Origin of the sequence: Caproiciproducens sp. CPB-2, assembly GCF_036287215.1 — a bacterium.
Classification (GTDB): domain Bacteria; phylum Bacillota; class Clostridia; order Oscillospirales; family Acutalibacteraceae; genus Caproiciproducens.
In genome coordinates this window covers 972,428-985,924 of the sequence record NZ_CP142860.1, presented here as the reverse complement: position 1 = coordinate 985,924, position 13,497 = coordinate 972,428, and the positions used below count along the sequence as shown (strand labels likewise).

At 55.8% G+C, this 13,497-nt stretch carries 14 protein-coding genes and 1 other annotated feature; of the genes, 6 read left to right on the top strand and 8 right to left on the bottom strand.

Annotation, left to right across the window (positions count from 1 at the left end; genetic code table 11):
- Window positions 1-69: 69 nt before the first annotated feature.
- Window positions 70-858: a DUF7674 family protein gene (locus tag VXK30_RS04830; protein WP_275712926.1), complete on the bottom strand. Its 789-nt coding sequence runs from the start codon at window positions 856-858 to the stop codon at window positions 70-72.
- 267 nt (window positions 859-1,125) lie between these two features.
- Between VXK30_RS04830 and VXK30_RS04825 the strand changes: the two genes are divergently transcribed.
- From VXK30_RS04825 to VXK30_RS04805, 5 genes are read left to right on the top strand one after another with little or no spacing between them, the layout of a single operon-like run.
- Complete coding sequence (locus tag VXK30_RS04825) at window positions 1,126-2,199, top strand: D-alanine--D-alanine ligase family protein (RefSeq protein ID WP_275712928.1); 1,074 nt, start codon at window positions 1,126-1,128, stop codon at window positions 2,197-2,199.
- A gap of 27 nt (window positions 2,200-2,226) precedes the next feature.
- On the top strand, window positions 2,227-3,039 hold the full coding sequence (gene murI, locus VXK30_RS04820) for a glutamate racemase (protein ID WP_275712929.1): 813 nt from the start codon (window positions 2,227-2,229) through the stop codon (window positions 3,037-3,039).
- Between the two features lie 37 nt (window positions 3,040-3,076).
- The gene (locus VXK30_RS04815; protein ID WP_275712931.1) at window positions 3,077-3,541 is read left to right on the top strand and encodes a DUF1934 domain-containing protein; all 465 of its coding nucleotides are present in this window, start codon (window positions 3,077-3,079) and stop codon (window positions 3,539-3,541) included.
- Window positions 3,510-5,204 (top strand): arginine--tRNA ligase, encoded by a 1,695-nt coding sequence (argS, locus tag VXK30_RS04810; protein WP_275712933.1) that lies wholly within the window; start codon window positions 3,510-3,512, stop codon window positions 5,202-5,204. The genes VXK30_RS04815 and argS overlap by 32 nt, the downstream gene beginning before the upstream one ends.
- 34 nt (window positions 5,205-5,238) lie before the next feature.
- Window positions 5,239-6,468, top strand: a complete 1,230-nt coding sequence (locus tag VXK30_RS04805) for a homocysteine S-methyltransferase family protein (protein ID WP_275712935.1) — start codon at window positions 5,239-5,241, stop codon at window positions 6,466-6,468.
- Window positions 6,469-6,519: 51 nt separating this feature from the next.
- Here VXK30_RS04805 and VXK30_RS04800 read toward each other — a convergent pair whose 3' ends face one another.
- Both VXK30_RS04800 and rsmA read right to left on the bottom strand, forming a co-directional pair.
- Window positions 6,520-6,753, bottom strand: a complete 234-nt coding sequence (locus VXK30_RS04800) for a hypothetical protein (RefSeq protein WP_275712937.1) — start codon at window positions 6,751-6,753, stop codon at window positions 6,520-6,522.
- An 18-nt stretch (window positions 6,754-6,771) separates the two neighbouring features.
- The gene (gene rsmA, locus VXK30_RS04795) at window positions 6,772-7,623 is read right to left on the bottom strand and encodes a 16S rRNA (adenine(1518)-N(6)/adenine(1519)-N(6))-dimethyltransferase RsmA (protein ID WP_275712939.1); all 852 of its coding nucleotides are present in this window, start codon (window positions 7,621-7,623) and stop codon (window positions 6,772-6,774) included.
- A gap of 233 nt (window positions 7,624-7,856) precedes the next feature.
- On the opposite strand from rsmA, the gene VXK30_RS04790 reads away from it, so the two are divergent.
- Window positions 7,857-8,345: a deoxycytidylate deaminase gene (locus VXK30_RS04790; RefSeq protein ID WP_275712940.1), complete on the top strand. Its 489-nt coding sequence runs from the start codon at window positions 7,857-7,859 to the stop codon at window positions 8,343-8,345.
- Between the two features lie 41 nt (window positions 8,346-8,386).
- Here the strand turns inward: VXK30_RS04790 and VXK30_RS04785 are convergent, their stop codons facing one another.
- The 5 genes from VXK30_RS04785 to VXK30_RS04765 all read right to left on the bottom strand — a co-directional run bounded on the left by VXK30_RS04785 (window position 8,387) and on the right by VXK30_RS04765 (window position 13,372).
- On the bottom strand, window positions 8,387-8,707 hold the full coding sequence (locus VXK30_RS04785) for an AzlD domain-containing protein (RefSeq protein ID WP_275712941.1): 321 nt from the start codon (window positions 8,705-8,707) through the stop codon (window positions 8,387-8,389).
- Window positions 8,704-9,429, bottom strand: coding sequence for an AzlC family ABC transporter permease (locus VXK30_RS04780; RefSeq protein ID WP_442867944.1), 726 nt, complete (start codon window positions 9,427-9,429; stop codon window positions 8,704-8,706). Before VXK30_RS04780 ends, VXK30_RS04785 begins: the two co-directional genes overlap by 4 nt.
- A gap of 76 nt (window positions 9,430-9,505) precedes the next feature.
- Window positions 9,506-10,579: a 3-isopropylmalate dehydrogenase gene (gene leuB / locus VXK30_RS04775; protein WP_275712944.1), complete on the bottom strand. Its 1,074-nt coding sequence runs from the start codon at window positions 10,577-10,579 to the stop codon at window positions 9,506-9,508.
- Between the two features lie 13 nt (window positions 10,580-10,592).
- Complete coding sequence (gene leuA / locus VXK30_RS04770) at window positions 10,593-12,293, bottom strand: 2-isopropylmalate synthase (RefSeq protein ID WP_442867952.1); 1,701 nt, start codon at window positions 12,291-12,293, stop codon at window positions 10,593-10,595.
- 75 nt (window positions 12,294-12,368) lie between these two features.
- Window positions 12,369-12,611 (bottom strand) — a binding site (T-box leader).
- A 56-nt stretch (window positions 12,612-12,667) separates the two neighbouring features.
- Complete coding sequence (locus VXK30_RS04765) at window positions 12,668-13,372, bottom strand: histidine phosphatase family protein (RefSeq protein WP_275712948.1); 705 nt, start codon at window positions 13,370-13,372, stop codon at window positions 12,668-12,670.
- Window positions 13,373-13,497: the final 125 nt, after the last annotated feature.

The following is a 13,497-nucleotide window of genomic DNA, read 5'->3' as shown; positions in this document are numbered from 1 at the left end:
TCTCGTGTGGAATCTGTCAAGTTTTTTTTACGAAACGGAGCGGATTTTGCCCGCCCCGATTTCCCGTCTTTATTTCATGTCGTTCAGATTGGCCGCGACAAATCTCTTTTCTTTCTTTTTCTTTTCGGGCTTTACCACTTTCCCCTTGAATTTCAGCCCCGCGGCATAGCCTTTTTTCAGATCGTCGCTGAACATCGGCTTCATATTTTCCGCCGCCCGGTCGCTCACGCCGTTCAATACCACGATCGTAATAATGGAGCGCACGTCCATGTCGCCGTTGGCGTACATGTCGTTCAGAAGGTCGCAGCAGCGCTTGATGCTGTCCGTTTTTGTTCCCTGGGCGCAGAGCGCGTCAATTTTCGGCACCAGACGCTCCTTTGCGAAATGAATCGCGCGCACTTCCTCGTACTGATTTCTTTCGCCGTTGAGCTCCTCTTTCAGCTCCGGGAAAATACCGACGAAGCGGTTGAAGAAAAACACCGGGTCGGCATTGTTTTCGTCGTCTTTCTTGCGCTTTTTTTTCGTTTTGGCCGCCGCCACGCGCTTCGGCCCTTCAATGGTCTCTATAAAGTCGTTCACAATGCTGTCGGCCTCGGTCAGGCTGTCCGTCTCGGGGTCAAAAAGCCAGATGGAAATGGACTTCCACTTTAAGTCCGGCTCCCCGTCCTCGGCATCGCAGGTTCGAAGCTCAAAGCGCTTTTTGTCCTGATGATAAAGAATACTGTAGGCGGTATTCTCCCCTTTAAACAGCACCGAACGGCCGCTGCCTTCCTGTTCCTCACCGGCCTTTACGAATCCCTGTCCGTTTAAAACCGCGCCGACTTTTTCAGCAATCAGGTCAAATGCCTTCTGCTCCAAACAAATCACTCCTGAATCTGTATTTCCGCACACCGCTTGTCCGCACTGGCGGGACCCCGGTATGCACCTGTATTTTTCTTCTATATTCAACCAAAGATAGTATGGCTCACGATATTTATAAATTATACTACATAAACATTTTTTTGTCACCATACAATTTAATAAAATTCCGATTGCACCGCTAAAAGCCTTGTGGTATGATATGTATTTGTAGGATTATATATTATGATATAAATTAGGAAAAGAGCAGAGCTTTGGAGGATAATTATGAATAAAAAGAGGATCGCCGTCATTTTCGGCGGCAGCTCATCCGAACACGAAGTATCTTGCATTTCTGCGGCATCGGTCATCAACAACCTGCCGAAAGAGAAATATGAAATCGTCTGTCTGGGCATTACGAAGGACGGACGCTGGTATCTGTTCAGCGGCTCCCCGGAGGAAATCGCCGACGGGCGCTGGGAGCGCGACCCGCTCAACCAACCCGCGTTTATCGCCCCCGACAGAAGCATCCGCGGAATCGTGGTAGACGGGAAAATGGGGTTTGACGTGATCAAGGTGGACTGCGTGTTCCCCGTCCTGCACGGCAAAAACGGAGAGGACGGCACCATACAGGGGCTTCTGCAGCTGAGCGGGATTCCGTTCGTCGGCTGCCGCGCGCTTGCTTCCGCCGTGTGCATGGATAAGGCGGTCACCCACACGCTGCTAACCGCGGCGGGCATCCATCAGGCAAAATATCTTTGGTTCTATACGGACAAATACAAAACCGGCGCTGAGAAAATCAAGCGGAAGATCGACGCAAGGCTTGGATATCCCATCTTCGTGAAACCGGCAAACGCGGGTTCCTCCGTGGGAGTCAGCAAGGTAAGCAGCGAGGCCGGGCTTGACGAAGCGGTGAAAAAAGCGGCGCGCGAGGACGACAAGATCGTTGTGGAAGAGGCCATTGTGGGCCAGGAGGTCGAGTGCGCGGTACTGGGCAACGCGGAGCCGGAGGCTTCCGTTGTCGGTGAAATCGCGGCTTCCGCTGAATTTTACGACTACGACGACAAATATAAATCCGGAACGTCCCAGCTCTATATCCCCGCGCATCTCGACGAGGCGGTGATGGAAGAAATCCGTTCCACCGCCCGCAGGGCTTACTATATGCTGGGCTGCACCGGCCTTTCCCGCGTGGACTTTTTCGTACGAGACGGCAAAGAGGTCATTCTGAACGAACTGAACACCCTGCCGGGCTTCACTTCCATCAGCATGTACCCGAAGCTGTGGGAGGCTTCCGGCGTCCCTTACGGCGAGCTGCTCGACAGGCTGGTGTCTCTTTCCTTTGAAATCCGGACACAATATTAATAAATCATTTTGGAGCGATGGAATAGAATGGACAACAGACCGATCGGCGTCTTTGACTCCGGGCTGGGCGGGCTGACCGCCGTAAAAGAGCTCTTGCACATCATGCCGCACGAAAACATTATTTATTTCGGCGACACCGGCCGCGTTCCCTACGGATCGCGAAGCCGCGAAACGATTATGAAATACGCCGGACAGGATATGGCGTTTCTGGAATCCAAAAATGTGAAAATGATTGTCGCCGCATGCGGCACCGTCAGTTCGGTTGCACCCGGAATCGGCGAAAAGCTGACCCTTCCCTACACCGGCGTGCTGAAACCGGCCGCGGCCGCGGCCGGGAAAGCCACCAGAAATGGGAAGGTCGGCGTCATCGCCACCACGGCGACCATCCGCAGCGGTTCGTACCGCCGCGAGCTTGCGGCCATCAACCCCGAAATCGAAGTTTTCGACCGCGACTGCCCGTTGTTCGTCCCGCTGGTGGAAAGCGGGTGGATCGCCGAAGACGAGCAGGTTACGCGTCTGGTCGCGCAGCGCTACCTGACCCCGCTGAGGGAAGCCGGAATCGACACCCTGATTATGGGCTGTACGCATTATCCGATTATCCGGCATATCATTTCCGAAGTCATGGGCAGCGGCGTGACCCTGATAGACAGCGGACGGGAAACCGCCGCTTACTGCTCCGCCCTGCTGAGGAAACAGGGGCTTCTCTGCGACAGAAGCGCGGACGGCGACTGCTCGTTCTACGTCAGCGACCGGATGGAAGGCTTTTCCCAGATCGCGGGTATCTTTCTCGGGAAAGATATCAAACGCGAGGTCAGCCATGTGGATATTGATCTCTATTAATTTGAAATGAACCGAATAAATTGCAAGGAGTAAACAAATGCTGGAAAATTACCTGATTTCCATTAAAGGCCGGCAGAAAATAGACAACGAAACCGGCGAAGTCGAACTGACCACCCTTGGTTCGTATGTAAAAAAGGGCAACAGCCAATATATCGTGTATAAGGAATACGACGCGGACAACAACAACGCGGTGCAAACCTCCGTTCTGAAGGTGGACGGCAGCTCAAAAGTAACCCTGATGCGCGGCGGAACCGACAGCACCCGCCTGATTCTGGAAAGCGGGAAGCGGCACCTCTGCCAGTACGACACGGGCTTTGGAAATATGATGGTGGGTGTTTTCACCAGCAGGGTAAAATCCAGTCTCGGAGAATTGGGCGGAAATCTGGAAGTCAACTATACGCTGGATATCAATTCCAATTTATCGAGCTTAAACGAACTCTTCATTACGGTCAAGGAGGCAAATAAAAAAGATGTCAAAAATAGTGTTGCAGGCGACCAGTGAACTGAAAAGCGCCATTCTCCGCGCGGTGGAAAAGGCACAGGCCGCCGGCGGTCTGCCCCAGGGGGAAACGCCCCCTTTTTCCATTGAGGTGCCCGCCGACCGCAGCCACGGCGACTGGGCGACCAACGCGGCCATGGTGTCCGCCAAGGCGTTCCGTTTGGCCCCGAGGAAAATCGCGCAGCTGATCACGGAGCATATCGCGCTGGACGGCACATTTTTTGACCGTTTTGAAATCGCGGGTCCCGGATTTATCAATTTCTTTCTGAATCAGCGCTTTTATTCGGAGGTTCTGAAGGATATTACGCAGAGCGGCGCTTCTTACGGCCGCAGCGATTTTGGCAAAAAGGAAAAAATCATGGTCGAGTTCGTTTCCGCGAATCCGACCGGCCCCATGCATATGGGCAATGCGCGCGGCGGCGCGCTGGGCGACTGCCTTGCGGCGGTCCTCGACGCCGCCGGCTACGACGTATGGCGCGAATTCTACGTAAACGACGCGGGAAACCAGATCGAAAAATTCGGCGCTTCCCTTGCCGCGCGCTACCTGCAGCTTTTTCAGGGCGAGGACGCCGTCGAATTTCCGGAGGACGGATACCACGGAGACGACATCCGCGAAAGGGCCGCCGAATTCGCGAAAGAGCACGGCGACAGCTATGTTGGCGCCGGCCCCAAGGAGCTGAAAAAGGCTCTGGTGGATTTTGCGCTTCCGAAAAATATCGCCAAGATGCAGGCCGACCTGAAAAAATACGGGATCGTTTACGACGAGTGGTTCCTGGAAAGCCGCCTGCACAACGACGGCGAGCTGGAGGAAACGATTCAGATTCTGAAGGAAAAGGGCCTGACCTACGATAAGGACGGCGCCCTCTGGTACCGCGCGACGAATTTCGGCGTGGAAAAGGACGAGGTTCTGGTCCGGCAGAACGGAAATCCAACCTATTTCGCGGCGGATATCGCCTATCATAGAAACAAATTCGCAAAGCGCGGCTTTGACCGCTGCATCGACGTCTGGGGCGCCGACCACCACGGCCACGTGGCGAGAATGAAGGGAGCCATGGACGCGGTCGGGCTGGACGGAAGCAAGCTAAACGTCGTGCTGATTCAGCTGGTAAGACTCGTAAAGGGCGGGGAAGTCGTGCGCATGAGCAAGCGTACCGGCAAAGCGATTCAGCTGGCCGATCTGCTCGACGAGGTGCCGGTGGACGCCGCAAGGTTCTATTTCAACATGAGGGAAGCCAATTCCCAGATGGATTTCGACCTTGATCTGGCCGTTCAGCAGGACGCGCAGAACCCGGTTTATTACGTGCAGTACGCCAGGGCGAGAATCTGCAGTATCTTCAAGGCGCTCGCCGCCGAGGGAATCCTTCCGCGCGGCTGCACCGACGAGGAGCTCGCGCTTTTGACCGAACCCGAGGAAATTGAGCTGATCCGGCATCTTTCCTCCTTCACCGGGGAAATTGTGGCGGCGGCGCAGGACTACGATCCCGCCAGAATCACCCGGTACGTCATTACGCTGGCTACACTCTTCCATAAATTCTATAACGCATGCCGTGTAAAAGGCGAAAACGAAGGTCTGACCGCCGCCAGGATGTACCTGTGCGGCGCGGTTTCCACTGTGATCTGCAACGTGCTTTCCATGTTTAAGATTTCGGCGCCGGAGAGCATGTAAGCAGGCTGAACATGTTAGGAGCAATGAAGAACAAATGAGTTTCCCTTTTCATCTTCCCCTGCTGCTGGATGGCGCTACGGCCACGAATCTGGCCGCCGCCGGAATGCCGGGCGGCGTTTGTGTGGAAAAATGGATTCTGGAAAATCCCGAAAGGCTCACAAAGCTGCAAAGCGGCTTTATCGAAGCGGGCGCACAGGCGGTCTATGCGCCGACCTTTGGCGCAAACCGGGCCTGCCTGAGCAGCTACGGTCTGGAAGCGGAAGTCGCGGACATCAATCAGAAGCTGGTAACGCTTTCCCAAAGCGTTGCGAAGCCCGCCGGGTTGCTGGTGGGCGGGAACGTCTGCCCCACCGGCCTGTTCGTACCGCCGTTCGGCGAATCGGATTTTGACGACATCTATGACATTTACCGCGAACAGATCCGTGCGCTGGACGACGCGGGGGTCGATTTTATCGCGATCGAAACGCAGACCTCGCTCGCCGACATGCGCGCGGCGGTGCTTGCCGCCAGAACGACCAATCTGCCGGTTTTCGTGACCATCACCGTGGATGAAAGCGGACACACCCTCACGGGAGGAAGTCTTCTGCCCGCGGTGATCACCCTTCAGGCCATGGGGGCGGACGCCATCGGCCTGAACTGCTCCTTTGGGCCGGAGCACATGCTGGAGCATGTGGAACAGGTTGCCCCGCATATCAGCGTTCCGATCATCGCCAAGCCGAGCACCGGGGTACCTATGTGGAATTCTCCGGAAAACAGCGGAAACCTCTCCCCTGATGAATTCGCCGCCCGGATGCGCAGGCTGATGGATGCGGGAGCGAGGATTGTCGGGGGCTGCTGCGGCTGTACCATGGAGCATCTGAAAGCATTGGCGCAGGTGGCAAAGGAGTTCGGCCCGCCGGAAATTCCGGAAGAACCGGACTGCTACGCCGCCGCAAATGAACGGGAAGCGTTTTTTCTGGGGGACGACATCGTATTCAGCGAACCGATCGCCTGTACCAGCTCGCTCGGCGAAGACCTGATCGATCTGGACGACGAGCAGGTTACCGCGGCGTTAGTGATGGTCAGCAGTCTGGACGACGCGATGCTGCTGAGCGAAAACAGCACGATGACGCGCCTGCCCATTGCCGTGTACTGTGACAGCCTGCCGGTGCTCGACGCGGCGCTCCGGTATTTTCAGGGCCGGCTGATCGTCGATTCTGCCTGCCCGATTGAAACCGACCTGATCGAGCCGCTCGCGGCGAAATACGGCGCGATTGTTTATTAAAAATATCAGAAAACCGGAAGCGCAACGCTTCCGGTTTTTTATCTTGAAATTTTATTTTTCATGCGCCTCTGTGTCATGAGGCTCTTCCGGCGGCGGTTCGTCTTCCTCATCGGGCTCGTTCCAGCTGCAGAAAGCAAGATACATTCCGGCCAGCGCGACAAAACAGGCCACGGAAGCACAGGCGAGCGCCCATCCGGTAATTTCAAACGGACCGAGCACCATGGAAATCAGCGTCAATACGATGCCGGCTTCAAAAAACAGAACCGCAAGTTTTCCGTCGCTCATAAAAAGCCCTCCCTTATTTTACAAAAATACTTCGTTGGACAGCGCCGCGAGCTGCTCCATGGAAAGCTGTTCCGCGCGCGCGTTCGGGACAATTCCCGCCCTTTCCAGCGCCGCGACTACCACTGCCCTGTCCAGCGAAAGCCCGGCGGCGACGGAATTGAGCACCGTTTTGCGCCGCTGGCCGAAAGCCGCCTTGACAAGGGCGAAGAAGTCCTTTTCCCTGTTGATTTTTACCGGCGGCTCTTTGCGGATTTTCAGATGGATGACCGCCGAATCGACGTTTGGCGGCGGAAAAAAGTTGTCCCGGTTCACTTCAAAAAGGACCTCCGGCTCGGCAAAGTAACGCACCGCCGCGCTCACCGCGCCGCAGGAACGGGTTCCCGGCAGGGCGCAGAGGCGTTCCGCCGCTTCCTTCTGCACCATGACCGTCACGGAGCGGATCGGCAGCCGTTCTTCCAGAAGCCGCATAATGACCGGCGAAGTGATATAGTAAGGCAAATTGGCGCAAACGGCCGTTTCCCCGACGGGGAACTCGGTTTCGATCAGCTTCCTGAGATCGGCCTTTAAAATATCTTCATTCACGATTTTGATATTGCGGTACCCGGAAAGCGTGTCGTCCAGAACCGGCAGCAGTCTTTTGTCCAGCTCTACGGAAACCACCTTGTCCGCCCGCTTGGCGAGCTCCGCGGTCAGCACCCCCACGCCCGGCCCGATTTCCAGCACGCCGACTCCCTTTTGCGCGCCGCACTCGGCCGCCATGCGCGGGCAAATTTCCGGGTTGATCAGAAAATTCTGCCCCAGCGATTTGGAAAAGTGGAAGCCGTGACGCGCCAGTATATTTTTAATGACTCTGATATCCGATAAATCCATTTCCTGTCCCCATATCTTTTCTGCTTACTCTTTTATTTCTTGATTATATCATACAAATTCCCACATTTCCATTGATTATCTGTCGAAAATACAATATGATAGGATTACTATAACATTTCCAGTTGATTCTGCAACAAGGTTGCGTTCCTCCCCCGCCTTCGGCGGGGGAGGAACGTGTTTTGGTTCGCAAACTGAAATGGAATTGCTATCATAAAGGACTGGGAGGCATGAAAATGAACCGTACGGACAAAGAAAATTATTACCTTGATATTGCTGAAACCGTGTCGGAGCGCGGTACCTGTCTGCGCCGGAATTTCGGCGCGATTATCGTCCAGCATGACGAGATCGTATCGTCCGGATACACGGGGGCGCCCCGCGGCCGCCGCAACTGTATCGATACCGGCGTCTGTGTGCGCGAAACGCTGGGGGTTCCGCGCGGGGAACGCTACGAGCTTTGCCGCTCCGTCCATGCGGAGGCCAACGCCATTATCAGCGCCTCCCGCCGCGATATGATCGGCAGCACGCTGTATCTGGTGGGAAAGGACGCCAAGACGGGCGGATACGTGGAAAACGCTTCCCCCTGTTCCATGTGCAAAAGGCTGATTATCAATGCCGGCATCACGCGCGTGGTTGCGCGGAACACGAAAAACACCTTCTCCTCCGTTTATGTGCAGGAATGGGTGGACAACGACGAATCCCTGAGCGGGAAATTTGGATACTGATACCATAATAAAATGCCGCTGCAATGTCGCAGCGGCATTTTTTATGTAAAGAAGTTCATGATCTGTTCCACAACAAAAACAACGGCGGTGGAGCCAAGCGCAACGGTAAGAAGGCCTTTTCCCTTATACGCAAGGACGAGGGCCGCGGCAAGGCCGAACACCGCGGAATACGGATTCCCCGTGGAGTACAGAATTTCGGGGAAGGTCATGGCCGCAAGCACGGCGTAAGGCACATAAGCCAGAAACGACCGGATAAAACGGTTGTGAATCTTCTTCCTGAAGATCGCCAGCGGAAGCATGCGGATGATATAGGTGACCAGCGCCATCAGGAAGGTACAGATCAAAATTCTCGGGTAATTCATTCCTGCACCTCCGGGTCGTCCACAGGGTAACGCAGCGCGGCATAGGCCGACGCGATCACCGCGCAGAGGATGATGACCCATCCTCCGGAAATCCGGTTCAGGAAGGGCGTCCACCGGAAAAGGCAGCTTAAAACCACCGCGATGGCGATGGCTAAGGAAATGGGGCGCGTATGCTTTGCGGGCGGAATGATAATGGCGATGAACATCCCGTAGATCGCGATGCCCAGCGCGGTGCGGACGCTGACCGGCAGCAGGCCGGTAGCGGTGCCGCCGAGCAGGGTCCCCAGCGTCCAGCCGGTGTAAGGAGTCAGAATCAGCCCCAGAAGATACCGCGCGCCGATACTTCCGTCCTGCTTCATGGCGACGGCGAAAATTTCATCGGTTACGCCGAAGGAAAGGACCAGCCGCTGCAAAGAGGTCATGGCACCGTCCACTTTTTGGGAAAGGGAAAGGGACATCAGCATATAGCGGATGTTGATGACAAAAGTGGTTACGACAAGCTCTATGTAATGCCCTCCCGACAAAATCAGCTCGGTCCCGGCAAACTGCCCCGCGCTGGTCATGTTGCTCATGGTAATCAGCATCACCGCCCAAAGCGGCAGCCCGCCCTGCGTCGCCATCATTCCAAACGTAAAGGAAACGCTGATATACCCCAGGCAGATCGGCAGTCCGTCTTTCAGGCCCTTTTTAAATGTCAAAGCCTCTGTTCCGTGCATTTCCATGCTCCCATACGATAACAATTTTTAGAAAAACCAAAGGAATTCTTTCCGCCGTTGACATAGGAGAGAATCTCTTATTTTACAGCAGCCCGCAGACCAGATCGCCCATTTCCTCACAGGTGACCTGCCGCATCCCTTCCGTATAGATGTCCGGCGTACGGGCCGTTTTCAGCACTTCGGACACGGCGTCCTCGATTGCCTGCGCCGCCTGCGGTTCGTCCAGCGAATAGCGAAGCATCATTGCGGCGGAAAGAATGGTCGCCAGCGGGTTGGCCTTTCCCGTCCCGGCAATGTCCGGCGCGGAGCCGTGGATGGGCTCATACAGGCCGGATTTTCCTTCGCTCAGGCTGGCGGAGGCCAGCATCCCGATGGAGCCGCTGATCATGGACGCTTCGTCGGAAAGGATATCGCCGAAGATGTTGGAAGTGACGATCACATCGAACTGCTTCGGGTTGCGGACAAGCTGCATGGCGCAGTTGTCCACATACAGATTGGACAGCTCTATATCAGGATACTCTTCTTTCCCGATTCTTTCAACCGTTGCGCGCCACAATCTGGAGGATTCCAGCACATTGGCCTTGTCTACGCTACAAAGCCTGCCGCCGCGCTTTTGCGCCATGCGGAAGGCCACGCGCGCAATACGCTCAATTTCCGGAACGGAGTACATTTCGGTGTCGTACGCGGCCTCGAAGCCATTGACCGTCCTGCGGCCCCGCTCGCCGAAATAAATGCCCCCGGTCAGCTCCCGCACCACCATGATATCCAGATCGTCGCCGATGATCTCCGCTTTCAGGGGGGATGCCCCGCGCAGCTGTTCAAAAATCCTGGCGGGGCGCAGATTGGCGAAAAGCCCAAGCGCGCCGCGAATGCCCAGCAAGCCCGCCTCCGGCCTCAGATTGCCTGGCACCGTGTCCCATTTGGGGCCGCCGACCGCGCCGAGCAGCGTGGAATCGGCGGCTTTGCATTTTTCAATCGTTTCCGGCGGAAGCGGCACCCCGGCCGCGTCGATCGCACAGCCGCCCAGAAGCGCTTCGTCATAGGAAACGGTAAATCCGAACCGGCCGGCGGCGCGGTTCAACACCTTCACGGCCTGGGTTACGATCTCCGGGCCGATCCCGTCGCCTTTCAGCAGGACGATTTGATAGCTTTTCATTGTGGTTCCCCCTTTAAGATTCTTTTACGGCGGCATTCTTTGTGCGGTTGATCGCGCAGATGATGCCTTTGATGGAAGCAAGGCTGATATTGTTGTCGACGCCTACGCCGAAGGCCGGGCTGCCGTCCGGCGCGGTCAGCTGAATATAGGAAACCGCCTTGCTGTCCGCGCCGCTGGAAATGGCGTGCTCACGGTAGGAAACGAACTGGTAGTCGGTGATGCCGACGGATTTGAGCGCGTTAAAGAATGCGCTGACGGGCCCGTTTCCGCTGGCGCTGATGGCATGGTCCTCGTGCCGGAATCGGATCACTCCGTCGAAATGGACCTGTGTGTCCCCGCTGATATCGTTTTCCTCGTAAAGCTTATACTGCTTGAGATTGTACGGGGCATTGACTTCGAGAAATTCCCTGCGGAAAATGCCGAAAATCTCATCGGGCTGAAGCTCGCGGCCCGCTTCGTCGCAGGCGGCCTTGACCATCGTACCGAATTCGGGATGCATCGCTTTGGGCAGCTCGTAGCCGAAGCTCTGCTGCATCACAAACGCGGCGCCGCCCTTGCCGGACTGGCTGTTGATGCGAATGATCGGCTCGTACTCGCGGCCGACGTCGGCGGGGTCGATCGGCAGATACGGCACTTCCCAGTAGCCGCCGCCGTTTTTCGCCATATACTCGACGCCCTTTTTGATCGCGTCCTGATGGGAGCCGGAAAACGCCGTGAACACCAGATCGCCCACATAGGGATGGCGTTCGTGGATCTTCATCTTGGTGCATTTTTCAAAGACCTCCTGAACGGCGCGCATGTTGGAGAAATCGAGTCCGGGGTCCACTCCCTGGGAGTACATGTTCATGGCGACCACCATCACATCCGCGTTCCCGGTGCGTTCTCCGTTGCCGAAAAGGGTGCCCTCCACCCTTTCCGCGCCCGCCATCAGGCCCAGCTCGGTCGCCGCCGTGGCGGTGCCGCGGTCGTTGTGAGGGTGCAGACTGATAACGACACTTTCGCGGTTTTTCAGATGCCGGCAGAAATATTCGATCTGGTCGGCGTAGCAGTTCGGGGTGCTCATCTCGACCGTATTGGGCAGGTTCAGAATCAGCCTGTTCTCCGGCGTGGAGCCGAGCACCTCCATCACCTTTTCGCAGATCAGCACGGAATTGTCGATCTCGGTCCCCGAGAAGCTTTCCGGGGAATATTCATAGCGGATATTCGCGCCGCTCTTCCCGATTTCCTCGTCGGTGAGTTCCTTGATCAGCTTGGCGCCCTCCACGGCAATATCGATAACGCCCTGCATGTCGGTGCGGAAAACCACCTTGCGCTGCAAAGTGGAGGTGGAATTATAAAAATGGACGATGACGTTCTTCGCGCCCTTGATCGCTTCAAAGGTCTTATAAATCAAATGCGGCCTTGCCTGGACCAGCACCTGGATGGTCACGTCGTCCGGAATCCGGTTTTGCTCAATCAGCGCGCGGAGGATTTCGTACTCCGTCTCCGACGCGGCCGGAAAACCGATTTCAATCTCCTTGAACCCGACATCCACAAGGGTCTGGAAATACAGCAGCTTTTCCTCGAGATTCATCGGGTCAATCAGGGCCTGATTGCCGTCCCGCATATCCACGCTGCACCAGACCGGCGCTTTCGTAATGACTTTGTCGGGCCATTGGCGGTCCGGCAGGCTGATCGGCTGAAACGGAATATACTTTTTGCAGCCTTCAAACATCATCCAACACTCCTTTGTCAATTGATCAGTTGATCGGTGAAATAAATAAAAAAAGCCCCGAACACAGAATTCTGTGTTCGGGGCGAATAAACAAATCCGCGGTACCACCCAAATTCGGCTCCGCAAAGCGGAAACCCTCGGCAAACCTCTAACAAGGCTCCGGCCTTTAACGCTGCCACTGCGTCCGCTTCTCCGTTTTCACATCGAAGACGGCGGCTCCGGGATGAGCTATACACATAGGCCTCCGCGCCGGCTCGCACCAACCGCCGGTTCTCTGCAATGCTTCTGCCGATGTCTTTTTCCCTTCATCGCTTTTGCATATTAAATTATTTACTATTATATTTTATGCGGGTCCCTTTGTCAAGGATTAAATTTTATTCCTGCTCCTTTTTTCCAAACGCGCGGTCGGCAGCCTCGCGCGCAAGGTCGATGACCAGCCGTTCGCTGCTCTGCGCGGACTTTTTCCGCGGAGGAATCGTTTCATATACCTCGGCCACCATGGAACGCATCCACAGGCCCGGCGTAATCCGCAGGGAATACCCGCAGCCGTTGTCGGTCATCCAGTCGTAAAAATTGGCGCGCGGCAAGCCGTAGGCGGAAAGGATGCACATTATACTGCCCCCGTGGGCGACCAACGCGGCGCTGCTCGTTCCGGAACGCATCATTTCCTGTACGATCGACTCAAACGCGGAGCAGACCCGCTGCATGAAAACGCCGCCGGATTCTCCGTTCGGAGGGGTTACGATCTCTCCGCTCCCCACCCAATGGGTAAAGCTTTCATCCTCCGCCGCAATTTCCTTCGCGGTTTTTCCCTCCCAGTCGCCGAAATCGCATTCGCGCAGGCCGTCGACCACCGTCGGCTGCGCACCGGGGTAGAGGATCTGCAGGGTCTGCAGGCAACGCTGAAGGGGGCTGCAGTAAAACACCTGAGCGGGCGGATAGGAGCTGTGCCGTTTCAGGTCCTCAAGCTGCGCGATCCCCTCCGGGGCAAGGGGCAAATCGGTACGCCCCACATACTGGCCCAGAAGATTTCCCGCCGTAATTCCGTGACGGATTAAATGGATAGTGTAAGATTTCATTTTTCGGCTCCTTAAGATTTTTCTGACTTTGGTCTTGACAAACGCAAAATTCCCAGATACATGTAGGCGCAGAGCGAAAAGGCACGATATATAGCGGCTTTACAAAGCGTTATATTTGTTATATA

Bases quoted from the DNA above. Each gene is read 5' to 3' on its own strand.
- VXK30_RS04825 (WP_275712928.1), top strand. From the start codon at position 1,126: ATGAATAAAAAGAGGATCGCCGTCATTTTCGGCGGCAGCTCATCCGAA.
- murI (WP_275712929.1), top strand. From the start codon at position 2,227: ATGGACAACAGACCGATCGGCGTCTTTGACTCCGGGCTGGGCGGGCTG.
- VXK30_RS04815 (WP_275712931.1), top strand. From the start codon at position 3,077: ATGCTGGAAAATTACCTGATTTCCATTAAAGGCCGGCAGAAAATAGAC.
- argS (WP_275712933.1), top strand. From the start codon at position 3,510: ATGTCAAAAATAGTGTTGCAGGCGACCAGTGAACTGAAAAGCGCCATT.
- VXK30_RS04805 (WP_275712935.1), top strand. From the start codon at position 5,239: ATGAGTTTCCCTTTTCATCTTCCCCTGCTGCTGGATGGCGCTACGGCC.
- VXK30_RS04800 (WP_275712937.1), bottom strand. From the start codon at position 6,753: ATGAGCGACGGAAAACTTGCGGTTCTGTTTTTTGAAGCCGGCATCGTA.
- rsmA (WP_275712939.1), bottom strand. From the start codon at position 7,623: ATGGATTTATCGGATATCAGAGTCATTAAAAATATACTGGCGCGTCAC.
- VXK30_RS04790 (WP_275712940.1), top strand. From the start codon at position 7,857: ATGAACCGTACGGACAAAGAAAATTATTACCTTGATATTGCTGAAACC.
- VXK30_RS04785 (WP_275712941.1), bottom strand. From the start codon at position 8,707: ATGAATTACCCGAGAATTTTGATCTGTACCTTCCTGATGGCGCTGGTC.
- VXK30_RS04780 (WP_442867944.1), bottom strand. From the start codon at position 9,429: ATGGAAATGCACGGAACAGAGGCTTTGACATTTAAAAAGGGCCTGAAA.
- leuB (WP_275712944.1), bottom strand. From the start codon at position 10,579: ATGAAAAGCTATCAAATCGTCCTGCTGAAAGGCGACGGGATCGGCCCG.
- leuA (WP_442867952.1), bottom strand. From the start codon at position 12,293: ATGTTTGAAGGCTGCAAAAAGTATATTCCGTTTCAGCCGATCAGCCTG.
- VXK30_RS04765 (WP_275712948.1), bottom strand. From the start codon at position 13,372: ATGAAATCTTACACTATCCATTTAATCCGTCACGGAATTACGGCGGGA.